The sequence below is a fragment of the Porphyromonas sp. oral taxon 275 genome, assembly GCF_018127745.1.
Classification (GTDB): Bacteria; Bacteroidota; Bacteroidia; order Bacteroidales; family Porphyromonadaceae; genus Porphyromonas.
In genome coordinates this window covers 1,782,367-1,804,038 of record NZ_CP072333.1, presented here as the reverse complement: position 1 = coordinate 1,804,038, position 21,672 = coordinate 1,782,367, and the positions used below count along the sequence as shown (strand labels likewise).

The window sequence follows — 21,672 nt, the reverse complement described above, 5'->3', positions numbered from 1 at the left end:
CCGTACCTTCGCAGCGGTCTCCAGAGGATGGAGGCCTAGCTATACTCACTTTATACTCCTATATCTATGATGTACTATGTAGCCTGCGGGCTCGCCCTCGTGGCGACGCTCGGCAGCCTGGGCTGTAGCCCCAGGATCAAGCGGCAGGAGCTGAGCGCCGAGGCCCAGCAGCAGCTCCGCCAGTCCGCCCTCCAGAGTCAGCTCATCGAGGAGGAGCTGCTGCTGGAGCTCCCTGATAGCCTTGAGCTTGTGCCGCTGCTTCCCTCGGCGGGGCTTTCCCTCCCCCTTCGCGCAGCCTCCGCCGCGCCTCTTCGCCCGTCACGCACCCAGGGGCGCCTCTACTACCAGCGCCGTACGCGTGCCGCGCAGCTGCAGGCGGCCTCCGTCACACAGAGCAGGCAGACCCAGCAGCAGCTGCGCGAGGAGTCACGGCGCCAGCCACGCCTCCTGCTCCTTGGCCTAGGTCTCGCCCTTGGAGCTGGGCTCGGGGCCTATCTTAGCTATAGAGTGCGGAGGGCGCTCAGATGAGGACGACAGACATCCGCTACATCGTCCTGCACTGCAGCGCCACGCGGAGCACGCAGGACTACAGCCCCGAGGCGCTGGAGCACGACCACCGCGGGCGGGGCTTCCGCGGTATAGGCTACCACTACTACGTGCGCCGCTCGGGCGAGGTCATCCCCTGCCGCCCGCTGGATCAGATCGGCGCCCACGTGCGCGGCTACAACGCCTGCAGCTGGGGCGTCTGCTATGAGGGCGGCCTCGATAGCGCAGGGCGACCCGCCGACACACGCACGCCCAAGCAGCGGGCGAGCCTCCTCCGCCTCCTCCGCCAGCTCAAGGGCTATGCTCCCCAGGCGCACATCCTCGGGCACAGAGACCTCAGCCCCGACCGCAATGGCGATGGGCGCATCACCTCCGAGGAGTGGCTCAAGAGCTGCCCCTGTCTCGAGGCTGAGACCGAATACCGCACCCTTAATGACCTATGATGATGGAGACGCCAAGACCTCAGGACGGGCGCCATAGGGTGCAGCTGTGGATGGCCTGCGTGCTCTGCACCTTCGGCATGGCGCTGCTGGGAGCGGCCTTCTTCACCAGCCCGCCAGGGGAGATCCACTCCAGCGTGCTGGTGGCCTACGGCGAGGTGATGACCTTTGCTGGAGCGCTCTTCGGCATCGACTACCACTATCGGGGGCGCTAGGCACGGGTACTTTCCTTATCTTTGCGCTGGGCTCCGCCGTGAGCCCACAGATCGACTAACTCACCATTAAATAATAGCTTCGATGAAGAGACGACTCGTCTGCTCCCTCCTCGTAGGGGCAGCCCTCAGCCTCCCAGCTCTAGCCCAGCGCACGACGACGCAGCTGGAGCAGGGCTGGCGCTTCTCCCGCGAGGATAAGCCCGGCACCGCAGCCGCCAACTTCGACGACCGCAAGTGGTCGCAGGTCACCGTACCCCATGACTGGGCCATCTACGGACCGTTTAGCTTTGAGAACGACAAGCAGCACCTAGCGATCACTCAGGATGGTCAGAAGGAGGCGATGGAGCACGCTGGCCGTACGGGGGGACTGCCCTTCGTCGGCGTGGGCTGGTATCGTCGCGAGCTGGAGATCCCCCGCGACCTCGGGCAGCGTCGCGTACGCCTGACCTTCGATGGGGCGATGAGCCACGCACGGGTCTACGTCAACGGGCAGGAGGTCGGCTACTGGCCCTACGGCTACAATAGCTTCTACTTCGACATCACCGACTACGTACGCCCCGGGCAGCGCAATGTGCTGGCCGTGCGACTAGAGAACAAGCACGAGAGCAGCCGCTGGTATCCTGGTGCAGGGCTCTACCGTAATGTGCATCTCACCATCATCGAGCCCATCCACTTCTCCACCTGGGGGACGCAGATCCTGACGCCCCAGGTGAGCAAGGACTACGCACGCGTGGAGGTACGCACCCGCCTCAGCGGCCTCGGGACGCTCCGCTCGGGCAGGCTCGACCTCGAGGCACTGCTTCTCTCCCCCGAGGGTAAGGTCGTGGCGCGTGAGCAGCGTGCGGGCTACTTCGGCCCCGAGAGCGTGGACTCGGTCTTCCGCGCGGGCTTCGACCTCAAGGCCCCCCGCCTCTGGGACATCGGTCAGCCGCAGCTCTATAAATATGTAGTGAGCGTCCGTCATGAGGGCAAGCTCCTCGACAGGGATACGGTGCCCTTCGGCGTGCGCTCCATTGAGCTCAAGGCGGGCGAAGGCTTCTTCCTCAACGGGCGTAAGATCAAGTTCCAGGGCGTCTGCCTGCACCACGACCTTGGCCCACTGGGTGCGGCGGTCAATGAGGCCGCCATGCGCCGCCAGATCCGCATCATGCAGGATATGGGTGTCAATGCCATCCGTACCTCGCACAACATGCCCGCCCCTGAGTTCGTCCGTCTCTGCGACGAGATGGGGATGCCGCTGATGGCCGAGAGCTTCGACTGCTGGAAGATGCCTAAGGTCCCCAACGGCTATAATCTGGACTTCGATGAGTGGCACGAGCGTGACCTAGTGAACCTCATCCACCAGTACCGCAATAGCCCCTCCGTCATCATGTGGAGCATAGGCAACGAGGTGCCCGAGCAGGGGCACGCCGTGGGCACGCAGCTGGCCTACCGCCTGCAGGCGATCTGCCACCGCGAGGATCCCACCCGCCCTGTGACCAACGGTATGGACAATCCCATCGAGGTGCTGCGTACGGGCATGGCTGGCACGCTCGACGTGCCGGGCTTCAACTACCGCCCCTTCCTCTACGACACGGCGCATAAGGTACTGCCGCAGGGCTTCCTCCTCGGATCGGAGACCTGCTCGACCGTCAGCTCGCGCGGGGTCTACAAGTTCCCCGTCGTGCGCAAGTCCATGGCCAAGTACCCCGACCATCAGTCCTCGAGCTACGACGTAGAGCACTGCGGCTGGAGCAACCTCCCCGAGGATGACTTCATCCGCCAGGAGGACAACGACTGGATGATGGGCGAATTCATCTGGACGGGGATCGACTACCTCGGCGAGCCTACGCCTTACTACAGCGAATGGCCCAGCCACTCCTCGCTCTTTGGGGCTGTGGATCTGGCGGGACTGCCGAAGGACCGCTTCTACCTCTACCGCAGCCACTGGAACAAGGAGGCCAAGACCCTGCACATACTGCCGCACTGGACTTGGCCGGGACGCGAGGGCGAGACGACGCCCGTCTTCGTCTACACCAGCTACCCCGAGGCCGAGCTCTTCATCAACGGCAAGAGTCAGGGCCGACAGAAGAAGGACCTCGGCGTCAAGATCGCTGACACGGAGAACGATCAGAGCCGCCGCGACTTCGTCCGCCAGCGTCGCTATCGCCTGATGTGGATGGACGCGAAGTACGAGCCCGGGGAGATCAAGGTCGTCGCCTACGACGCTGCAGGTCGCCCCGCCGAGGAGCAGATCGTCCGCACGGCAGGCAAGCCGCACCACCTCGAGCTGGTCGCTGATCGCAGCACCATCGCCGCCGACGGCAAGGATATCTCCTTCGTCACGGTGCGCGTAGTGGACAAGGACGGCAACCTCATCCCCGACGATGGACGCCTCCTGAAGTTCGCCGTCTCGGGCGCCGCCAGCTTCCGCGCTGCGGCCTCGGGTAACCCCGCTTCGCTCGACGCCTTCCACCTACCGCAGCACCACGCCTTCAGTGGTCAGCTCGTCGTGCTGGTACAGGGCGGTACGAAGGGCGGCAGCGCGACGCTCAAGGTCAGCGCTAAGGACCTCCCCACCGCGAGCCTGCAGATCCAGGTCAAGTAGCCCACTATCCCCCAATACTAAGGCCAGCGCCTCGACTCCCTAGGGAGCCGAGGCGCTGGCCTTTCTTTTTTGTCCGCTGGCGGGGCAGGGAAGGAAGCGGGAGGTGCTGCGGCCTTTTCGTTGCCACAGCCTCCTCACGGCTGTTGCCTCCTCGCTGCTGCGGTGGCTGTGTGCTAGCGGGCGGTAGCGCGGAGCACCTCGCGCTTGCCGGGAGGGCCAGGGAGGCGCTCGACCGAGAAGCCCGAGCGCTCGAGACGGCGGCGCACCTCGCCCTTGGCGCAGTAGGTCGTGAGGATCGCCCCTGGGCGGCAGCAGCGTCGCAGCTGGGCGAAGAGCTCCTCGCGCCACAGCTCGGGCTGGCTCTCGGGGGAGAAGGCGTCGTAGTAGACGAGGTCAAGTGCGGCGGGGAAGGGCAGGGCGTTGAGGTCGCCCGAGATCTTGTGCAGGACGAAGTAGCGGCTCAGCGTGACGTCCTCGTCCCAGGCCGCCTCATGCAGCCGCATCAGCGCGCTGTGGCTGTCCTCGAGGCTGTCGAGGGGAGCGCTGCTCGTGGAGGAACTCACCTCCTTTGTCCCCTGTGTCCCTAGGCGAGCCGCTAGTTCGGCAGGGGCTAAGGCCTTCTTGCAGCTCGGCTCGGTGCCGCCCGCTGTGGATAAGGGGAGTGCTGTGGATAGCTCGTAGTGCAGCTGGCGGTAGAGCTCGGCGGGGATGGGGTAGCGCTCTATGCTGTAGTAGTGGATAAGTCGGTGGCTACGCTCGGCCTCCCTCCAGCTGAGGAGGGCATTGAGTCCTGTGCCGAAGCCGACCTCGAAGCAGCGCAGCGCCGCCCCCTCGGGCTCTGTCCACTGCTCGAGACGCTGCCTAAGGCCGAGGCCGAGATAGATGTGGGCGCTCTCCTGCACAGCGCCGTGCGTGGAGTGATAGTGCTCGCCGAAGCGTGGCGTGTAGAGCGTGAGGCTGCCGTCCTCGGTCTCCTCGAGCTGGGGGATCGTCTGGCTCATCGGGCAAGCTGGGGGAAGAGTGGGTGGGCGAGCTGCCAGAGGGCGATACCTGCGGCGACGCTCACGTTGAGCGAATGCTTGGTGCCGTACTGCGGGATCTCAAGGCAGTGGTCGGCAGCGGCGACGACCTCCTCGGCGACGCCCTTCACCTCATTGCCCAGCACGAGGGCGTAGCGCCTCCCAGGCTCGGGGACGAAGTGGTCGAGGCGGAGGCTCTCGTGGGCCTGCTCGAGGGCGAGCACCGTGTAGCCCTTCGCCTGCAGCTCGCGCACGGCCTCTAGCGCGCTGCTGCTGTAGCGCCAGGGGACGCTGTCCTCGGCACCGAGGGCGGTCTTGTGGATGTCGGGGTGCGGGGGCTGTGCGGTGATGCCGCAGAGGATGAGCCCCTCGATGCGGAAGGCGTCGGCGCTACGGAAGATAGAGCCGATGTTATTCATGCTGCGTATGCTGTCTAGGACGAGAATGAGGGGCAGCTTGGCGCTCGTGCGGTAGTCGTCGGCGCTGAGGCGCTCCATCTCGGTGATCTTGAGTTTGCTCATGTAGCTTGTTGGGTAGTGTCGGGTCGAAGGGGTGGGGGCTTAGTCTACGAGCTCGGGGACGAAGCCTAGGAGATACACGCGGCTCGTGGCGCGCGTCAGGGCGGTGTAGATCCAGCGGGCCATGGAGCGGTCGAGGGGCAGGTAGCGCCCCGCGAGGCTCATGTCGACGAAGACGCAGCGCCACTGCCCGCCCTGCGCCTTGTGCGCCGTCACGGCGTAGGCGTACTTGACCTCGAGGGCACCCCAGAACTTATCCCTACGGATCGCCTTGCGCCGCTCGACCACGGAGCTGATGTGGGCGTAGTCGGCCGAGATGCGGTCGAAGAGCTCCTGGCGCTGCTCGGCGCTGCGCTGCGGGCTGGGGTCGGTGAGGGAGCTCACTAGGAGGCGCACCTCCAGCTGCTCATCGCGGTCGGGCAGGTAGACGAGGGCGTCGGCAAAGTCCAGCTCGTACTCGTGCCAGTAGCGCAGGACGCGGCGGAGCTCGATGACCTCGCCGTTGGCGATGAAGTCGGAGTGATCCCTAAGGCGCGTGTAGTGGTAGTTGTTGCGCGCTACGATGAGGCGCTCGCCGGGGACGAGCTGCTCCTCGTAGTAGAGGAGCTCGCCGCGGATGGCCTGGTTGCACTCCAGCGCGAGGCGGTTGGAGGGGCAGATGACGAGCGTCTCCTCCCTGCCGTAGCGCTGGTAGGCCTCCTCGAGGTCCTCGAAAAATTCGCCTGGCTCTACGGGGTAGATGCCGCGCCAGTCCTCCGTCTCCAGGTGTATGGGCAGGTAGTTCTCGGGCTCGCTGTCGCTGTACTCGTCGATGAGGTCGCGCAGGGCGGTGGCATTATGCAGGATGCCGCCCTGACGCTGGCGCACGACCTGCCGCAGCTCGGCGCCGTAGACGGTGAGGCCGTAGCGCCCCGAGAGCACCTCGGGGTCGAGCGCCTCGCTCAGCTCCATCCCCACGGGCGGCAGCTGTGCCGTATCCCCGACGAGCAGGAGGCGGCTGTCCTCGCTGCCGAAGACGTAGGCCAGGAGATCATCCAAGAGGTTGCCCGAGCCGAAGGGGCTGTATTCGCCCGAGCTGCCCGAGATCATCGAGGCCTCATCCACGATGTAGAGGGTGGGGCGTCGCTCGGGGCTCGAGGAGGCCAGCTGGAAGGTGCCGCCCTCCTCCTGCATCTGGCTGGAGGCACGGTAGATGGTGCGGTGGATGGTGGCGGCGCGGCGCCCCGAGGCTGCGGCCAGCACCTTGGCGGCGCGTCCCGTGGAGGCCATCAGCTCGACCTGCAGCCCCGAGGCGATCGCGGCCTCGGTGATCCAGCGCAGGAGGTAGGTCTTCCCCGTCCCCGCATAGCCCCGTAGGAGGTAGACGGTGTAGGGCGAAGGGTCATCGAGGTAGTCGATGAGGGCTGCGATGGCCTCCTCTTGATCGCCCGTCAGCGGTAAGTCGCTGCCCCGAGCCAGCAGATCTGAGAGCGCTGTATACGGCATGTGATAATAATTTCTATCTTTGTTGCTGTGAAGTTAGTGCATTTGGCGCACATACGCCTAGGAAGAGCCTCGACGAGGTGCTCGTCCTGGGGCGCGTGGGTCGCACGCCCGTCTAGACTAAATTAAAACTACTATACAAGGAAATGAAGAAGGTTATCCTCATCATCGTAGCCGTAGCTGTACTGGCTCTGGCCTACGTCACTGTGCAGAGCGTCCTGGCTCCTGTGAGCTTCGACAAGAAACAGCAAGAGATCGAGCTGGTACTGCAGAAGCAGCTGAAGAAGATCGCTACCTACGAAGACGCCTACAAGAGCGTGTACGACAAGTATGCCGACAAGGACGAGCTCGTGAACTTCCTCAACAACGGTCGCGTCTTCTACATCCGTGCCGAAGGTGACTACACCAGCGCCATGCGCGAGCAGGGGCTGTCCGAAGAGGATGCAGCTCGTCGCGGCCTCATCCGCCGTGATACGATCTGGGTCAGCGCTAAGGACTCGCTGCTCAAGGACGGCACCGACCTGGCTAAGCTCTTCTCCATCCCAGGCTCTGACTCTACGATCCAGGTCGTAGCTGGCACCATCGAGCAGGAGGTAGGGGACAATAAGATCCAGGTCCCTGTCTTCCAGGCATCGGCTGGCTACCAGAGCTACCTCGGCCGCCTCGGCAATGATCGCCTCGTCAAGGAGAAGATCGAGAAGGCCAACAGCAAGGCCAATGCCTTCGCTGGCGTACGTGTCGGCTCGCTGACCGAGGTTAAGACCAACGGTAACTGGGAGTAATGACTCAGGAGCCCAGCAGCTCACCCCTCACGGCTGCTACGGCAGCAGACTATAGCTTGTCCATCCGACCCGCGTCGGGTGGACTTGCTTTTTGTGTCCAGCGCCGTGGCTCTGTCCCCGAGCTCGTCGAGCGGGGCTTCCTCGCCAGCCGCCGCCCCGAGGCGCGGCTCTACGAGCAGCTCGAGGAGCTCTACTACCAGAGCGAGCTCCTCAGCTACCCCTACGGCGAGGTCGTCCTCTATGTCGAGCCGCAGCGCTGGTGCCTCGTGCCTACCGAGCTCTTCCGCCCAGGCAGCGAAGCCCTCTGGCTGGATGCCGCTACCGAGCCTACGGCTACGGGCGGAGCCGAGCAGCGCCAGCAGCTCCTCTCCTGGACGCAGCCCGACTCGGTGCAGACCTTCGTCTTCGCCTGGGATGCCGAGGCCTATCACTTCCTCAGACGTACGCTCCTCTTGCTGGAGCCGCGTCCTTACTTCGCCCTGCCCCTCTCGGCGCACCGACAGCTGTCGCGTGCTAGCCGCTCGCCCGAGGTGCTGCTCCTGCTGCGTGCGGGACAGCTGGAGCTCTTCCTGCTGCGTGAGGGCGAGCTCCTGAGCTGCGGGCACTACCCGCTGGTCGGGATGCAGGAGGCGCGGGTCGTGGCCGAGGAAGCGGCCTTCTACCTCATCAGCTACTGGCGTCACCACGGCCTCGAGGGGCAGACGGCTGGGCTCGTGATCGGCTACCCCGAGGAGGGCGATGCCGCCACCTGCCATCTGCTGCACGAGGCGGCCGACCTACTGGCGGAGCTCCTACGACCCCATATCGGGCAGCTGCAGCTCGAGGCCTATCGCTCGACCAGCCTCGCCCCACTCTAATGATCATCAGCTATGCGCATCATAGGCGGGAAGTACAAGCGGCGCCGCTTCGACGTCCCTAAGAGCTTCAACGCTCGTCCCACGACAGACTTCGCTAAGGAGAATCTCTTCAACGTCCTGCAGCAGTACCTCGACCTCGAGGGGCTCACGGCGCTGGACCTCTTCAGCGGTACGGGGAGCATCGCCCTCGAGCTGCTGAGCCGCGGCTGCAGCCGTGTCGTCGCCCTCGAGCAGCGGCGCGAGCACGCCCTCTTCATCCGCAGCGTGGTGCGCGAGCTGGGCGAGGAGCGCAGCCTGCAGGTGCTGCAGGCCGATGTCTTCCGCTATCTGGCTACTGCCAAGGGCGGCGCGCAGTACGACTTCATCTTTGCCGACCCGCCCTACAAGCTCAGCGAGATCGCGACGCTACCCCAGCTCATCCACGACTCGGGGCTGCTGCGTACGGGGGGTGTCTTCGTCGTCGAGCACCCCGCGCAGTACGACTTCAGCGCGCTGTCCTACTTCAGTGAGCGCCGCGTCTATGGCTCGGTGAACTTCTCCATCTTCGCCCTCGAGGAGCCCGAGGAGGCGGAGGAAGATAGCGCCGAGGAGCCTTAGCCTGAGGCCGCCTAAGGGGCAGCCTGCACCGCCTGCACGCTGTACCCTTGCTGACTGATATCCCTCAGCGGCCGCACGGCCGTCCCTCAGCGCGCTGACGGATATCCCTCACGCGGGCTCAGCCTTATCCCTCAGGTGCGACGCCCCTAGACAAGTGGGGCGCTGACGCACTGGGGGCATTATTCATCCCTAGAATCAGATACAAGCAGTGGACTACATCTATAGTCTCGATATGAAGGTGCGTGACTACGAGTGCGACCTTCAGGGCGTGGTTAACAACGCCAACTACCAGCACTACATGGAGCATACGCGCCATGAGTTCCTCGAGAGCCTCGGGGTCAACTTCGGCAAGATGCACGAGGACGGACTGGATGCCTTCGTCACCAAGGTGAGCATCTCCTACAAGAAGAGCCTGCGTAGTGGCGACCACTACCGCTCGGCCCTGCGCTGCGCTATGCGCCCGCCCAAGCTCGTCTTCTACCAGGACATCCTCCACACCGATGGCACGCTCGCAGCACGCGGCGAGGTGGAGTGCGTCGTCGTGGATCACGGCCGTCTGACGCGGGGCGAGTTCTTCGCCGAGCTGCTCAAGGACTACCTAGACTAGGCCGCGCCCTTACTTCTTCCCCCGCCTCTTCCCCTCCTTCTCCTCCCTCCAGCCCAGTACGACTATGGCCAAGAAAATCGCTGAGACGCCCTTGATGAAGCAGTATCAGGAGATCAAGAGCAAGCACCCCGACGCGATCCTCCTCTTCCGTGTGGGGGACTTCTACGAGACCTTCAGCGACGATGCCATCGCCGCGGCCGAGATCCTCGGCATTACGCTGACGCGCCGTGCCAATGGCGCTGCGATGTACGTCGAGCTGGCGGGCTTCCCCCACCATGCCCTCGACAGCTACCTGCCGAAGCTGGTGCGCGCTGGCCGCCGCGTAGCCATCTGCGACCAGCTGGAGGACCCCAAGCTGACCAAGAAGCTCGTCAAGCGCGGTATCACCGAGCTCGTCACCCCAGGCGTCGTGCTCGGGGACAATGTGCTGAAAAATAAGGAGAACAACTATCTGGCGGCGCTCTACCTCGAGCCCGAGGCCGAGGGCGCGCTCTCGCTGCTGGACATCTCGACGGGCGAGTACTTCGTCTCGGAGGGGCGCGCCGACTACCTCGACAAGCTCCTCTCCTCCTACCAGCCCAAGGAGGTGCTGGTCGACCGACGCTACCGCGCGCTGCTCGACCAGCACTTCAGCTACCGTGGCTTCGTCTACGAGGTGGAGGACTGGACCTTCGCCCTGGAGAACAATAGGCGCAAGCTCCAGCAGCAGTTCGGCCTGCAGAGCCTCAAGGGGCTCGGCCTCGAGCACAAGCCGCGCTCCATAGCCGCTGCGGGCGCCATCCTCAATTACCTCGAGCTGACGAGCCACACCGAGCTGGGGCACCTCACCACGCTCAGGAGCATCGAGCGCCTGGAGACCATGCGCCTGGATAGCTTTACCTTCCGCAGCCTCGAGATCCTGCAGCCGATGAATCGCCAGGAGGGCAAGAGCCTCCTCGAGGTCCTCGATGCGACGCAGACCCCCATGGGCGGGCGTATGCTGCGCCGCTGGCTGTCCTTCCCCCTGCTGGAGCTCAGCGCGATCCAGCAGCGGCAGCGCGTCGTCTCGCAGCTCTACCATGAGGCCGAGCTACGGCGTAGCATCGCCGAGCTGCTGCGCGGCATCGGCGACCTCGAGCGCCTGACGGCCAAGGTCGCCGTCGGGCGTATCTCCCCCCGTGAGGCGCGTATGCTGGCCACGACGCTCGCCACCTGCGAGCAGCTGCGTAGCCTCACTAGCCTCGTCCCTTGCCCTGAGCTCGTGGCGCTGACCGAGGCTATCGACCCCTGCCCCGAGCTGCGTGCTGACCTCGAGCGCACGCTGACGGCCGAGCCCCCCGCAGCCCTTGGCCGCGGTGAGGTCATCGCCCCAGGTATCTCCCCCGAGCTCGACGAGCTGCGCTGCCTCTCCTCCCACGGCAAGGAGTACCTGCTGGAGCTGCAGCAGCGCGAGAGTGAGCGCACGGGCATTCCTTCGCTCAAGGTGGCCTATAATAATGTCTTCGGCTACTACATCGAGGTACGCAATACGCACCGCGACAAGGTTCCCGAGGACTGGACGCGCAAGCAGACGCTGACCTCGGGCGAGCGCTACATCTTCCCCGAGCTCAAGGAGTACGAGGAGAAGATCCTAGGGGCGGAGGACAAGATCTCCAGCCTCGAGGCGCAGCTCTATACGGCGCTACTGCAGCGCATCGCCCGCTACATCCAGCCCCTGCAGCAGGACGCGCAGCAGCTGGCGCGCCTGGACTGCCTCACGGCCCTGGCGGAGACGGCCGTCACGCACCGCTACGTCTGCCCCGTCGTGGACGAGGGGACGCGCATCGACATCCGTGCGGGGCGTCACCCCGTCATCGAGGAGCAGCTCCCCTTCGGGCAGAGCTACGTCCCCAATGACGTCCTGCTCGACCAGCAGCAGACGCAGATCATGGTCATCACGGGGCCCAATATGAGCGGTAAGTCTGCCCTGCTACGGCAGACGGCACTCATCACGCTGCTGGCGCAGATCGGTAGCTTCGTCCCCGCTGAGGCCGCACACATAGGTATCGTGGATGGTATCTTCACCCGCGTCGGAGCCTCGGACAACATCTCCCGCGGCGAGTCCACCTTTATGGTCGAGATGCAGGAGGCGGCGAGCATCCTCAATGGTCTGACCGACCGCAGCCTCATCCTCTTCGACGAGCTCGGCCGTGGTACCAGCACCTACGACGGTATCTCTATAGCCTGGGCCATCATCGAGTATCTGCACGACAACCCTGTCGGCCGACCCAAGACGCTCTTCGCCACGCACTACCACGAGCTCAACGATCTGGAGGAACGTCTCGAGCGCGTCAAGAACTTCAACGTCTCGGCGCGCGAGATCGAGGGCAAGATGCTCTTCCTCCGTAAGCTCGTTCCTGGGGGCAGTGAGCACAGCTTCGGGATCCAGGTCGCCCGCCTCGGGGGGATGCCGCAGTGTATTACCGAGCGCGCTAGCGAGATCCTCGAGCAGCTGGAGACGGCGCACATCCACGAGGAGACGGGGCTAGGGGCCGAGGTGCGGGTGAAGCGCGCCAAGGCACCACAGCCTGCTGCCAGCACCACCGCTGCCCGCGTCGAAGGCGTGCAGATGAGCTTCTTCCAGCTCGACGATCCTGTGCTCTCCGACATCCGCGACCGTCTGCTGGAGGTCAAGATCGAGCAGCTGACGCCGCTGGAGGCCCTCAATAAGCTCAGCGAGATCCAGTCCTTGCTCAAGGTCCCCAAGTAGCCTCCAGCATAACTGCTCTACGCCTTAGAAAGCTAAAGCGATAGCCCCCAAGTCCGCACACTGACGGACTTGGGGGCTATCGCTTTTGGGGGCTATCGCTTTAGCTTTTGGGGCCTATAGTGTTTCATTTCCTGCTGGAAGAACCCACACTCGAAGCGTAGGCGTGCCGCGTCGGGATGCTTGGTGTCAATGTAGATGACGAGCACGATGCGGTACTTATAGTAGCGCTGCTCCTTGGGCTCGTACTCCACGGCGTAGAGGTTGGGGTGCTGATAGCGGTACAGCTCTCCGATACCATAGATTAACTTCCCATTGGGGTGCCTCGGTCGAGGTCGACGATAGGGCTTAAGGAACTTGTCGATCTGCTTCATGGGGACGAAGCGTAGCGCCTTGTACTCCTCGGCGCTAATCTCTACAGCAGGATACTTGTAGAAGAGGTAGTACCGCTCATCCTTCTCCTCGTAAGCACCCCAGTATCTAGGATAGTAGACGAATTGATTGTCACAGGAGTATTTAATACTATCCTGTAGGAATCTTGAGGTAACTTTCCATTTTGTCCATACGGGGTAGTCTCTAGGGCGCACTTTTGTTTCGTCGGGTACGATCTTCCCTATCTTGATGTAGCCTATAGGCCCGACAGGCAGAGGGACAGGCGTCTGCACATATTCCTCGTACACCGTGTCGAGGCTTAGGAGGCGTCCCCGCTCCATTTCGCCAAGACGTATTTGCCCGAGTGCGCTAGCGCAAGTCGTCAGCATTGCGCCGAGCGCAAGGAGGTGTTTAGCTTGCATAGCTTTTCTCTTATTATAGGGATTTCCATTGGAGAAGTCGTTGCTATTCCTCGAAGCGTAGGCGCGCCGCGTTGGGATGCATGGTGTCAATATAGATGACGAGGACGATGCGGTACTTGTAGTAGCGCTGCTCCTTGGGCTCGTACTCTACGGCGTAGAGGTTGGGGTGCTGATAGCGGTACAGCTCGCCGATACCATAGATTAATTTCCCATTGGGGTGCCTCGGTCGAGGTAGACGATAGGGCTTAAGGAACTTGTCGATCTGCTTCATGGGGATGAAGCGTAGCGCCTTGTACTCCTCGGCGCTAATCTCTACAGCAGGATACTTGTAGTAGAGGTAGTACCAGTCATCTTTTGTCGCGTTGATATGCCAGCACCGTGGAATATAGCAAAAGCGACTCTGACAGGAGTACTTGATGAGCTTAGCGCTATCCTGTAGGTACTTTTGAGTTTCATCATATCTTGCCCATACGGGGTAGTCTCTAGGGCGCACTTTTGTTTCGTCGGGTACGATCTTCCCTAGCTTGATGTAGCCTATAGGCCCGACAGGCAGAGGGACAGGCGTCTTCAGATATTCCTCGTACACCGTGTCGGGGATTAGTCTGTGTCCCCGCTCCATTTCGCCAAGACGTATCTGCCCGAGCGCGTTACCGCAAGGCGCCAGCATCGCGCCGAGCGCAAGGATGTGTTTAGCTTGCATCATCTCTGGAAGCGACTTTAAATATTGTAGCGCTCAATGATCCTTCTGACACTGCCTGATGCCATGCTCAATGAATGGACATACTTGGCGTGCGTGGGTGAGCTCCTGTAGTAGGGAGGAAGTGACTCCTATATCGGTCTTGTCTATGAGCCGACTGTTCAGTTGCACTTGGGCGTAGTCGCGAGAGGGGGCTGTGTTCCCAAATGTATAGCCTCTTTCTCCTCCATAAGGGGCGAAGTAGACCTGCTTGCCAACCTTGACCCAATAAGGGGCGAAGTCTCCTTGCATCCGTATTTGGCGAAACTCTTCCAGGCTTAGGGGATTGCTCTCTGAGCCCCTGTCGTCCCCCATACTCGTGGTGCGGGCTGCGTGCAGCGACTCAAGCTCCTCGGCTCGAGCGCGCCCTGTAGCGATGTCCTTGCCTTTCATAGCTGTGTAGCTCCTTAGTGGGCGGGGGCTCTATGTGCCTCCGCCCTAGTTGCGTAGTAGTATGTCACAAAGTTAATCTTTCTGCTGGATAAGGATGTACATCGCTCCTAGGGCATACATGCCGCTGGGTATCCGCTCCCCTCCCTATCGGTGTGCTCCTCTCGTGTGTACGATGCTGAGCACGCTCACCTAGGTGGGGCAGCGTCCTCAGCTCCGAGCAGAGCAGGCTGACCTACCTAGGTGAAGAAGCCCTCGGCGGAGGGGCTGTGTCGCTACGTGATAATGAGCATGCTGTGCATTCGGTCGAGGGGCCTTCTGCTAGCGGGTGTACCTCCTTCGCACAGCTAGCGCTGAGGCTGCTCATCGCTGCTCGCCCTGCCTACCCTAATGCGTTCGCCCCCAGCAATACGCTAGCGTACTGCTGGGGGCGAACGTGTCGTTAGGATGAGCCCTTCGTCGGGCTACTCGAGGAGGACGTGGGTGGCGTCCTCGACCTTGGTGATGCGGCCCGAGAGGATCACTGTCTCGCGTCCGCGGCGATTGCGTGCGTAGACGTTGGAGTTGATGAAGGCCTGGCAGGTGCGCGCCTTGAGGTCAAGCACCTGGCTGATGGTCGTCCCATCGGCCTCCACCCAGTTGACGAAGAAGACATGCGGCTCGATATGCTGCGCATGGTACCTATCCTCGCCCTCCTTCTCGCCGTGGACAGAGTCCCGCGAGAGCCAGTGCAGGTGACGGTCCGAGAGGTACTCCACGACGGAGCTATTCCCTTCGAAGGAGAAGTGTAGGCGCTTCCCCACGAGCGTCGTATCACTGCTCTGTGGGGGCTCAGCGGCCACGGTGTCTGTGGGCGTGGGCCCTGGCTCGGCGGTAGGCTGCTGCTCTGTACTCGTCCCCGTGGGGGAGTGACAGGCGCAGAGCCCAAGGGCCAGAGCTAAGCTCGAGAAGAGTCGTCGCATAGCCTGAATCTAAATAGTAGATGAATACAAGGCGGACTACTTCGCACCGAAGAGGCGGGCGAAGAAGCCAGGGCGCTCGCGCTCCGTCACCTCCCCGCTGGTCAGGAGCCCCCAGTCGGCCTCCAGAGCCTTGCCTTCGCTGATGCGGTGGTAGATAGTACCCCAGTCGGGGAGACCGCCGAAGCTGCGGTCATCAATGAAGAGATCGGCCTTGAGCTTGCGCGAATAGCCCTCCCCCGAGCTGTCCTCCTCGGGGAAGTCACGGTTGATGGCGTAGAACTCCACGCCTCGGGCACGGCACCACTCGACTGCCTCGTCGAGCAGCTCGCCTTCGCGCACCGTCCAGAGGATAAGGCGGTGCCTATCCTGGATCAGCATGCGCAGGGTAGAGGTGGCAAAGGGGATCTCTTCCCCAATCTTGGGATAGCGATGGCGTACAATGGTGCCATCGAAGTCCACAGCGATGATCATATACGGTAGATGTGAATAAAAGGGAGGGTACGATTACCTGTCTGCTGCTGAGCCCCCTAGAAGCGGATGACCTGGGACTCGTCGTCCTCGGCAGGCTGCTCCTGGGGCTGGGCATCACGCACGGCCTCGCTGGGCACGGCGGATGCCGAGGGTCGATCCTGGGCCTCGGCCTCTGAGATCGAGCTGTAGACGCTCTGTGGCTGCCAGGCGGCAGCGGCGAGCGTGTCGCTACTCTGCGTAGCGATGCGCACAGGACGAAGCTCGTCCTGCTCTGTGCGCTTGCGGTCGAAGATGGTGCGGTCGCGCTTGAGCGGCGACTGCTCCTCAAGGATGAGGATGAGGTCCTCGTCGTCTAGCTCCGCAAGACGTAGGTAGAGGGGAGCTGCCTGACGGTTGGAGACCGCCTTCTTGCCATAGATCTCGGCGATGCGCTTGTCCTCCTCCTTCTGTCGCTTGGCAGCGTCGGCAGCCTCGAAGCTATGGCTGTCGGTCTTGCTCACGAAGTCGTTGTAGTCATCCTCATTGTAGTCGAAGCCCGAGGCCAGGATGGTCACGGCCACCTGATCCCCTAGGTCGTCACGTGTGGCATAGCCCCAGATGACGCGCACCTGATCACTGAAGCGCTCGGTGAAGAGACGTACCTCCTGGAGCTCACCCGTGCTGAGGGGGCTGCTGCTGCTCTGGTAGACGTTCAGCAGGAGCTTATTCGCCAGGTGGACATTCTTATTGTTCAGCAGCGGTGAGCGTAGGGCCTCCTCGATGGCGCGGGCGATGCGCCCCGTGCCCGAGGCCATACCCGTATTGATGACGGCCACGCCCCCAGCCTTGAGCGTCTCCTCGACGTCGGCGAAGTCAAGGTTCATCTTCCCCGCGATGTTGACGATGTCGGAGATACCGCGCGCCGCCCAGCTCAGGGTGTTATCGGCCATCTCGAAGGCCTTGTCGAGCTCGAGATTGGGGTAGACCTCCAGTAGGCGCTCGTTGTTGATCACCAGGAGGGCGTCCACGTGCTTGCGCATCTCGTCGACGCCGCGCAGGGCCTGTAGGATCTTCTGCTTGCCCTCGAAGAGGAAGGGGATGGTGACGATGCCCACCGTCAGGAGCCCTGCCTCCATGGCGACGCGCCCTACGACGGGAGCTGCCCCGGTACCGGTGCCGCCGCCCATGCCCGCGGTGATGAAGACCATACGCGTATCGTCGCCCATCATCGCGCTGCGGATCTCCTCGACGCTCTCCTCAGCTGCCTCACGCGCTACCTCGGGGCGGTTGCCCGCGCCGAGCCCGCGGGTGCGGTTGGGCCCGAGTAGCACTCGATGCTCTACACTATTGTTGGAGAAGGCCTGCCTATCGGTATTGCACACCAGGAAGGATACCCCACGCACAGCGCCCTGGCTGTGCATCATGCTCACGGCGTTACCACCGCCCCCGCCTACGCCTACGACCTTGATCAGCTGGGGGATTGTATTCTCTTCGTACATAAAGTCTATGCTACCACGTTCTGTCATACCTCGGCTCGCTGCTAGCGGTGGATCTCACCGTCGTCCTCATCCTCGTCGTCGTCCTCTGGGTGCTCCTCGGGGGCAAGGGCCTTAGTTAGCTTGCCCCATACGTTGGAGAGCCACTGCGAGGTGCTGCCGCCCTTCTTGCCCGTGCGCTCCTCGGTCTCTTCCTGCTCCTCGGCCTCCTCGAGGTAGTTGCTCAACTTCTGGTCGAGCGGCTCGAAGGTAAAGTCGTCGGCTGCACGCTGTGGCTCCTCGACAGGGGCTGCGTACTGCGTCGTGGCGGCAGGGGTGGGCTCGGGCTCGTCCTGCATGAAGGTGTCGAGGTCGCGCAGCTGGTAGCTGACGCCCGACTTCTGCGCCCACCACGCCAGCGCCAGCTCGGACATGTAGTCGCCGAGGTAGTTGATGCCGCCTGTCGCGCCCTCTGGCTGCAGCTCCAGACGCTCGTCGTAGACCTCACGGCGGAGCGTGCCGCGGCGGTACTCGAAGTTGAGCTGCTCGAGCGTCTCATAGAAGAAGCGCGTGCGCGTGACGCCGCCTGCGAAGACCAGCCCGCGTGATACGTTGGCCTCGTTGCCCGACTCGTGGATGAGGTGGACACAGTTCCACAGCAGCTCCCGCACACGGGCGTCGACGAAGCGATTGAGCTCCAGGCGGTCGATACGGATAGCCTTGCCGCTCTCTGGACTCATGCGCTCGACGATCTCCCCGCGAGGGATAGAGGTATCCATAGAGCCTTCGCTGATCTTCAGCAGCTCGGCGTCCTTCTCCAGCAGCGGGGTGGGGAGGCTTGTGAGGTCACGTGTGACGCACTGCCCGCCTAAGGGGATGATGAAGAGCCCCTGCAGGAGGCGCTCCTTGTAGATGGCGATGGAGGTGGTGCCTCCGCCCATGTTGATGTAGGCACAGCCCAGAGCACTCTCCTCGGTGGTGAGGGTAGCGCGCGCCTCGACGAGCGGTGCGGGGAGGGTGCCCAGCAGCTGGAGCTCGAGGCGTGCGATGAGCTCCTCGATGTGTGCCAGGATGTTCTGCCGCACGACGATGACCTTGTACTGAGCCTCGATGCGGCGACCCATGACGCCGCGGGGGGTGTGCTCGCGGCGGCCGTCCACGAGGTAGCGCGGGTCGGTGATGGCGAGGATACGCTGCCCCTCGTAGTGAGCCTGGTCTACCTGCTCGCGTAGGGCCTCGAGGTCGGCCTGCTTGATCTCGCGGGGCTCGGAGCCCAGCTGGAGCGAGGCGGTGAAGGTCTCGGAGTGCATGCTGCGGCAGTCGAGCCCGACGTAGACGCCCTGGATGGAGGCGTCGTCGGAGAGGTGGCTCGTCAGCTCGTCGACGATCTGAGTGATGTAGCGTGCGGCAGCGTCCATATTGTGGATACAGCCCTGACGTATCGCGCCAGCGGCGGGGACGCGGCAGGCGTGGATAGGGCGTACACGGCCATCGCTGTGCTTGCGCGCTAGGATACCGGAGAGCCAGCTGCTCCCGATATTGATCACGACAAAGATATCTTCTCTTCCTTCGTTCATATCGTCTTAGTGCTTGGGTTGCTTTGCTGTGGGCTTCTGCTTGCTGTGCTTGGGGTGGGGTTCTGCCGAGGGCTTCTTGGGCTCCTTACTCGGGGCCTTCTTGGCGGGCGCTGCGGCGGGGCTCTTCTTGGGCTCGGCCTTGCGGGGCTCGGCCTTGGCGGCCTGCTGCTTGGGTGCGGAGTCCTTCTTGCGCTCGGGCTTGGCGTCCTTCTTCGGCTCCTTGCGGGGCTCCTTTTTCGCTTCTTTCTTTGCCTCCTTCTTGGGCTCCGCCTTGTGCGGCTCGGCCTTCTTGACTTCGGCCTTCTTAGGCTCTGCCTTGTGGGGAGCGGGTGCTACGGCCTGGGGGGAGGCGGCGGCTCTAGGCTGCTGAGGGGAGACGCTCGGGCTACGGCGCTCGCCTTCCTCGTCCAGCTCCTCCTCTAGGGCGGGGTAGCGCTCGGCGGCCACCACCTGTCCCTCGTAGTCGAGCTTGACGTAGCTGAAGGCGTTCATCCCACGGCGGGGGAGGACGCTCGCGGCGAAGATACGCCACTTGCGCAGCTTCTCGGCCCAGTTGCCGCCCTTGCCGAGGATGAGCTCTGTGGTGCCTACGCGGGGGATCATCACGATGCCGCGCTGGGGCGATACCTGCAGCTGGCCGTAGTAGTCGCGGTAGTAGCTGTCGGCCTGGAGCGTGCAGAAGAGGTCATAGACCTCCTGCCTGGCGTACTGCTCGCTGAGGGTGCCCGTCACGAGCGGGAGGTAGGAGGCGAAGTGCGTCGAGCCCTTGATGATGCCGCGCCCCTCGGTGACGTAGTAGCTCGCTCCTCGGTCGTCGATGACGAGGAAGTAGGGGTTCTTCTCCTCGAGATGGATCTTGACCGAGTGCGTGGCGGGGGCGACGTAGGCCGAGACCTTGTCGTAGATCCCCAGCTCGGTGAGGCTGCGCTCGATGCGCCTGAGGTCGATGGAGTCGAGCTTCTGCCCCTTAAGCCGGAGGCCCCGACGGCTCAGCTCGTCGATGACCTGCTGCTGGGTGAGGAAGCGTGGGCTGCTCGAGCCGCGGCTGGAGACCTCGACGACGATGTTGCGGCAGGCTTCGCTCGAGATGCTACGTCCGGGGTTGAGGACGAAGTAGACGAGCGCCCCCAGTAGGACGACTGCCAGCAGCGCGATGAGTATATTCTGTATCCAAGCGCGCTTCATAGCTGCTGCTCTAGCCAGTGGGCTACCTGGGGGACCAGGCGGTCTATATCACCCGCGCCGACCATCAGCGTGACCTCGGGTAGGATGCCGCGCGCCTCGAGGAAGGGCAGCAGCTCCGTCTTGGGTAGGACGGCCAGCGGGGGGCGCTTCATCGCCTGGGCGATCAGCTGGCTCGTGACGCCCTCTATGGGACGCTCGCGGGCGGGGTAGATATCCAGCAGGATCACCTCGTCCAGCTGGTCGAGGCTGTGGGCGAACTCACGGTAGAAGTCCTGCGTACGGCTATAGAGGTGCGGCTGGAAGATGCCGAGGATGCGCCTGTCGGGGTAGAGCTGACGTACCGAGCGGATGCTGGGATCGAGCTCCCCAGGGTGGTGGGCGTAGTCGTCGATGAGCACGCAGCGGGGCGTATTGACCACGCGATCGAAACGGCGGTACACGCCCTGGAAGGAGGCGATGGCCTCCGTGAGCTCCTTGAGGCTAGCGCCACAGAGGTAGGCCACGGCCAGCGCCGCCACGGCGTTCTCCACATTGACTAGGAGGGGCACGCCGAGCTCTACGCGCAGGACGCCGCCCGCACGCCCTTCGAGGGCCGGGTAATGCCAGTCGAAGAAGAGGCGCCCCTCGGTGATCTCGACGTCGTCGTAGCCGAAGTCCACGCGCTCACTGACGCTGCCGTAGCGGTAGAGGCGTGTCCCGGGCTGTAGACGGGGCGTCAGCGCGATGCCCTGACGCATCACCAGCGCGCCCTCGGGGTCGATGAGGCTGGTGAAGTGCTCGAAGCTCTCGCGGTAGGCCTCAGGCGTATGGTAGATGTCCAGGTGATCGGGGTCGGCCGAGGTCACGATGGCCATGTAGGGCGCTAGGTGATGGAAGGAGCGGTCATACTCATCGGCCTCGATCACGGCGTAGTCGCTGTGATCGCTGATCAGGAGGTTGGTGCGGTAGTTGTTGGAGATGCCGCCGAGGAAGGCGTGACAGCCTACGTGGCTCTGGTGCAGCAGGTGCGCCAGCATGGTGGAGGTCGTCGTCTTGCCATGCGTGCCCGCGACGCAGAGCCCGCGCTCGCGGCGGGTGAGCTCGCCCAGTAGCTCGGCGCGCTTGATCACGCGGTTGCCCTGGGCGCGGTAGTAGCATAGCTCGCTATGATCCTGCGGTATGGCTGGGGTGTAGACGACGAGGGTGTCCGGCCCGCGCCAAGCCTCGGGGATCAGCTCCACGCTGTCCTCGTAGTGTATGGCCGCGCCCTCCTGCTCGAGGGCTGCTGTGAGCGGTGAGGGGGTCAAGTCGTAGCCGGCGATGGCGTCGCCCTTGCTGAGGAAGTAGCGGGCGAGGTTGCTCATCCCTATTCCTCCTATACCGATAAAATATAAGTTCATACGCAGTACTACTTTTCCTTATTTATACAAAGATACAAAAGTTATAGGCAGGAGCGTGGGGACCTTCGCCCGAGCGCTCCGCCCTCCCTAGTCCCTGCCTTCTGCCCTCCCTTTTGAGCTAGCCTTGTCCTCCCTCCAGTCGTCCCTTCGTCCTCCCTCGTCTCAAAACTTTATGACGGTCTAAGGCGCCCATACTCCAGCCCTAAGTCTGTGTGCTTCGCCTGCAGCCTAGGGGAGGACTAGTGGCTAAGTTGGGACGCAGCCGCAGCCCTCTTGCGGTAGGATTGCTAAGGAAGTTCGCCTACCCCGTGCCCCTCCTCGGGTAGAGCTGCGAAGGAAGCCTCCCCGC

Annotated in this window: 20 protein-coding genes; 9 read left to right on the top strand and 11 right to left on the bottom strand. The window is 63.3% G+C overall.

Annotated elements, in window-relative coordinates; all coding sequences use genetic code 11:
• Positions 1–66 precede the first annotated feature (66 nt).
• From J4862_RS07175 to J4862_RS07160, 4 genes are all read left to right on the top strand, one after another.
• Positions 67–528, top strand: coding sequence for a hypothetical protein (locus J4862_RS07175; protein WP_211788438.1), 462 nt, complete (start codon positions 67–69; stop codon positions 526–528).
• Positions 525–989: an N-acetylmuramoyl-L-alanine amidase gene (locus J4862_RS07170; protein WP_211788437.1), complete on the top strand. Its 465-nt coding sequence runs from the start codon at positions 525–527 to the stop codon at positions 987–989. The genes J4862_RS07175 and J4862_RS07170 overlap by 4 nt, the downstream gene beginning before the upstream one ends.
• Before the next feature lie 2 nt (positions 990–991).
• Positions 992–1,201, top strand: a complete 210-nt coding sequence (locus tag J4862_RS07165) for a hypothetical protein (RefSeq protein ID WP_211789576.1) — start codon at positions 992–994, stop codon at positions 1,199–1,201.
• An 82-nt stretch (positions 1,202–1,283) separates the two neighbouring features.
• Positions 1,284–3,788 (top strand): glycoside hydrolase family 2 TIM barrel-domain containing protein, encoded by a 2,505-nt coding sequence (locus J4862_RS07160; RefSeq protein ID WP_211788436.1) that lies wholly within the window; start codon positions 1,284–1,286, stop codon positions 3,786–3,788.
• A gap of 173 nt (positions 3,789–3,961) precedes the next feature.
• Here the strand turns inward: J4862_RS07160 and J4862_RS08845 are convergent, their stop codons facing one another.
• Genes J4862_RS08845 through J4862_RS07145 form a run of 3 tightly spaced genes read right to left on the bottom strand, consistent with a single transcriptional unit; the run spans position 3,962 to position 6,810 of the window.
• Positions 3,962–4,789, bottom strand: a complete 828-nt coding sequence (locus J4862_RS08845) for an MnmC family methyltransferase (RefSeq protein WP_249107412.1) — start codon at positions 4,787–4,789, stop codon at positions 3,962–3,964.
• A complete protein-coding gene (locus J4862_RS07150; protein ID WP_211788435.1) occupies positions 4,786–5,328 on the bottom strand; it encodes an RNA methyltransferase in 543 nt (180 codons plus the stop codon). The genes J4862_RS08845 and J4862_RS07150 overlap by 4 nt, the downstream gene beginning before the upstream one ends.
• Before the next feature lie 39 nt (positions 5,329–5,367).
• Positions 5,368–6,810: an ATP-dependent RecD-like DNA helicase gene (locus tag J4862_RS07145; protein ID WP_211788434.1), complete on the bottom strand. Its 1,443-nt coding sequence runs from the start codon at positions 6,808–6,810 to the stop codon at positions 5,368–5,370.
• A 143-nt stretch (positions 6,811–6,953) separates the two neighbouring features.
• On the opposite strand from J4862_RS07145, the gene J4862_RS07140 reads away from it, so the two are divergent.
• The 5 genes from J4862_RS07140 to mutS all read left to right on the top strand — a co-directional run bounded on the left by J4862_RS07140 (position 6,954) and on the right by mutS (position 12,378).
• Entirely contained in the window at positions 6,954–7,589 is a 636-nt protein-coding gene (locus J4862_RS07140) for a hypothetical protein (RefSeq protein WP_211788433.1), read from the top strand.
• Entirely contained in the window at positions 7,589–8,446 is an 858-nt protein-coding gene (locus tag J4862_RS07135) for a DUF3822 family protein (RefSeq protein ID WP_211788432.1), read from the top strand. The genes J4862_RS07140 and J4862_RS07135 overlap by 1 nt, the downstream gene beginning before the upstream one ends.
• A gap of 12 nt (positions 8,447–8,458) precedes the next feature.
• Positions 8,459–9,043, top strand: a complete 585-nt coding sequence (gene rsmD, locus J4862_RS07130) for a 16S rRNA (guanine(966)-N(2))-methyltransferase RsmD (protein ID WP_211788431.1) — start codon at positions 8,459–8,461, stop codon at positions 9,041–9,043.
• A gap of 232 nt (positions 9,044–9,275) precedes the next feature.
• Positions 9,276–9,650 carry a thioesterase family protein gene (locus tag J4862_RS07125; protein ID WP_211789574.1) on the top strand — a complete coding sequence of 125 codons (375 nt, stop codon included), beginning with the start codon at positions 9,276–9,278 and terminating at the stop codon, positions 9,648–9,650.
• Between the two features lie 64 nt (positions 9,651–9,714).
• Positions 9,715–12,378 carry a DNA mismatch repair protein MutS gene (mutS, locus tag J4862_RS07120; protein WP_211788430.1) on the top strand — a complete coding sequence of 888 codons (2,664 nt, stop codon included), beginning with the start codon at positions 9,715–9,717 and terminating at the stop codon, positions 12,376–12,378.
• A 92-nt stretch (positions 12,379–12,470) separates the two neighbouring features.
• Here the strand turns inward: mutS and J4862_RS07115 are convergent, their stop codons facing one another.
• The 8 genes from J4862_RS07115 to murC all read right to left on the bottom strand — a co-directional run bounded on the left by J4862_RS07115 (position 12,471) and on the right by murC (position 21,323).
• Positions 12,471–13,169 carry a hypothetical protein gene (locus tag J4862_RS07115; protein WP_211788429.1) on the bottom strand — a complete coding sequence of 233 codons (699 nt, stop codon included), beginning with the start codon at positions 13,167–13,169 and terminating at the stop codon, positions 12,471–12,473.
• Positions 13,170–13,212: 43 nt separating this feature from the next.
• Positions 13,213–13,872 carry a hypothetical protein gene (locus J4862_RS07110; RefSeq protein WP_211788428.1) on the bottom strand — a complete coding sequence of 220 codons (660 nt, stop codon included), beginning with the start codon at positions 13,870–13,872 and terminating at the stop codon, positions 13,213–13,215.
• 887 nt (positions 13,873–14,759) lie between these two features.
• Positions 14,760–15,257 (bottom strand): MoaF N-terminal domain-containing protein, encoded by a 498-nt coding sequence (locus J4862_RS07105; RefSeq protein WP_211788427.1) that lies wholly within the window; start codon positions 15,255–15,257, stop codon positions 14,760–14,762.
• Positions 15,258–15,293: 36 nt separating this feature from the next.
• On the bottom strand, positions 15,294–15,728 hold the full coding sequence (locus tag J4862_RS07100; protein WP_211788426.1) for a BT0820 family HAD-type phosphatase: 435 nt from the start codon (positions 15,726–15,728) through the stop codon (positions 15,294–15,296).
• 56 nt (positions 15,729–15,784) lie between these two features.
• A complete protein-coding gene (gene ftsZ, locus J4862_RS07095) occupies positions 15,785–17,233 on the bottom strand; it encodes a cell division protein FtsZ (RefSeq protein WP_211788425.1) in 1,449 nt (482 codons plus the stop codon).
• Positions 17,234–17,247: 14 nt separating this feature from the next.
• Positions 17,248–18,759, bottom strand: coding sequence for a cell division FtsA domain-containing protein (locus J4862_RS07090; protein ID WP_211788424.1), 1,512 nt, complete (start codon positions 18,757–18,759; stop codon positions 17,248–17,250).
• Positions 18,760–18,765: 6 nt separating this feature from the next.
• A complete protein-coding gene (locus J4862_RS07085) occupies positions 18,766–19,944 on the bottom strand; it encodes a cell division protein FtsQ/DivIB (RefSeq protein ID WP_211788423.1) in 1,179 nt (392 codons plus the stop codon).
• Positions 19,941–21,323 carry a UDP-N-acetylmuramate--L-alanine ligase gene (murC, locus tag J4862_RS07080; RefSeq protein WP_211788422.1) on the bottom strand — a complete coding sequence of 461 codons (1,383 nt, stop codon included), beginning with the start codon at positions 21,321–21,323 and terminating at the stop codon, positions 19,941–19,943. Before murC ends, J4862_RS07085 begins: the two co-directional genes overlap by 4 nt.
• Positions 21,324–21,672: the final 349 nt, after the last annotated feature.

Excerpts from the sequence above, each read along its gene's own strand:
- J4862_RS07160 (WP_211788436.1), top strand. The coding sequence starts at position 1,284 with ATGAAGAGACGACTCGTCTGCTCCCTCCTCGTAGGGGCAGCCCTCAGC.
- J4862_RS07175 (WP_211788438.1), top strand. The coding sequence starts at position 67 with ATGATGTACTATGTAGCCTGCGGGCTCGCCCTCGTGGCGACGCTCGGC.
- J4862_RS07145 (WP_211788434.1), bottom strand. The coding sequence starts at position 6,810 with ATGCCGTATACAGCGCTCTCAGATCTGCTGGCTCGGGGCAGCGACTTA.
- J4862_RS07125 (WP_211789574.1), top strand. The coding sequence starts at position 9,276 with ATGAAGGTGCGTGACTACGAGTGCGACCTTCAGGGCGTGGTTAACAAC.
- J4862_RS07090 (WP_211788424.1), bottom strand. The coding sequence starts at position 18,759 with ATGAACGAAGGAAGAGAAGATATCTTTGTCGTGATCAATATCGGGAGC.
- J4862_RS08845 (WP_249107412.1), bottom strand. The coding sequence starts at position 4,789 with ATGAGCCAGACGATCCCCCAGCTCGAGGAGACCGAGGACGGCAGCCTC.
- J4862_RS07115 (WP_211788429.1), bottom strand. The coding sequence starts at position 13,169 with ATGCAAGCTAAACACCTCCTTGCGCTCGGCGCAATGCTGACGACTTGC.
- murC (WP_211788422.1), bottom strand. The coding sequence starts at position 21,323 with ATGAACTTATATTTTATCGGTATAGGAGGAATAGGGATGAGCAACCTC.
- J4862_RS07150 (WP_211788435.1), bottom strand. The coding sequence starts at position 5,328 with ATGAGCAAACTCAAGATCACCGAGATGGAGCGCCTCAGCGCCGACGAC.
- J4862_RS07110 (WP_211788428.1), bottom strand. The coding sequence starts at position 13,872 with ATGATGCAAGCTAAACACATCCTTGCGCTCGGCGCGATGCTGGCGCCT.
- J4862_RS07170 (WP_211788437.1), top strand. The coding sequence starts at position 525 with ATGAGGACGACAGACATCCGCTACATCGTCCTGCACTGCAGCGCCACG.
- J4862_RS07085 (WP_211788423.1), bottom strand. The coding sequence starts at position 19,944 with ATGAAGCGCGCTTGGATACAGAATATACTCATCGCGCTGCTGGCAGTC.
- J4862_RS07135 (WP_211788432.1), top strand. The coding sequence starts at position 7,589 with ATGACTCAGGAGCCCAGCAGCTCACCCCTCACGGCTGCTACGGCAGCA.
- rsmD (WP_211788431.1), top strand. The coding sequence starts at position 8,459 with ATGCGCATCATAGGCGGGAAGTACAAGCGGCGCCGCTTCGACGTCCCT.
- mutS (WP_211788430.1), top strand. The coding sequence starts at position 9,715 with ATGGCCAAGAAAATCGCTGAGACGCCCTTGATGAAGCAGTATCAGGAG.
- ftsZ (WP_211788425.1), bottom strand. The coding sequence starts at position 17,233 with ATGACAGAACGTGGTAGCATAGACTTTATGTACGAAGAGAATACAATC.
- J4862_RS07140 (WP_211788433.1), top strand. The coding sequence starts at position 6,954 with ATGAAGAAGGTTATCCTCATCATCGTAGCCGTAGCTGTACTGGCTCTG.
- J4862_RS07105 (WP_211788427.1), bottom strand. The coding sequence starts at position 15,257 with ATGCGACGACTCTTCTCGAGCTTAGCTCTGGCCCTTGGGCTCTGCGCC.
- J4862_RS07165 (WP_211789576.1), top strand. The coding sequence starts at position 992 with ATGGAGACGCCAAGACCTCAGGACGGGCGCCATAGGGTGCAGCTGTGG.
- J4862_RS07100 (WP_211788426.1), bottom strand. The coding sequence starts at position 15,728 with ATGATCATCGCTGTGGACTTCGATGGCACCATTGTACGCCATCGCTAT.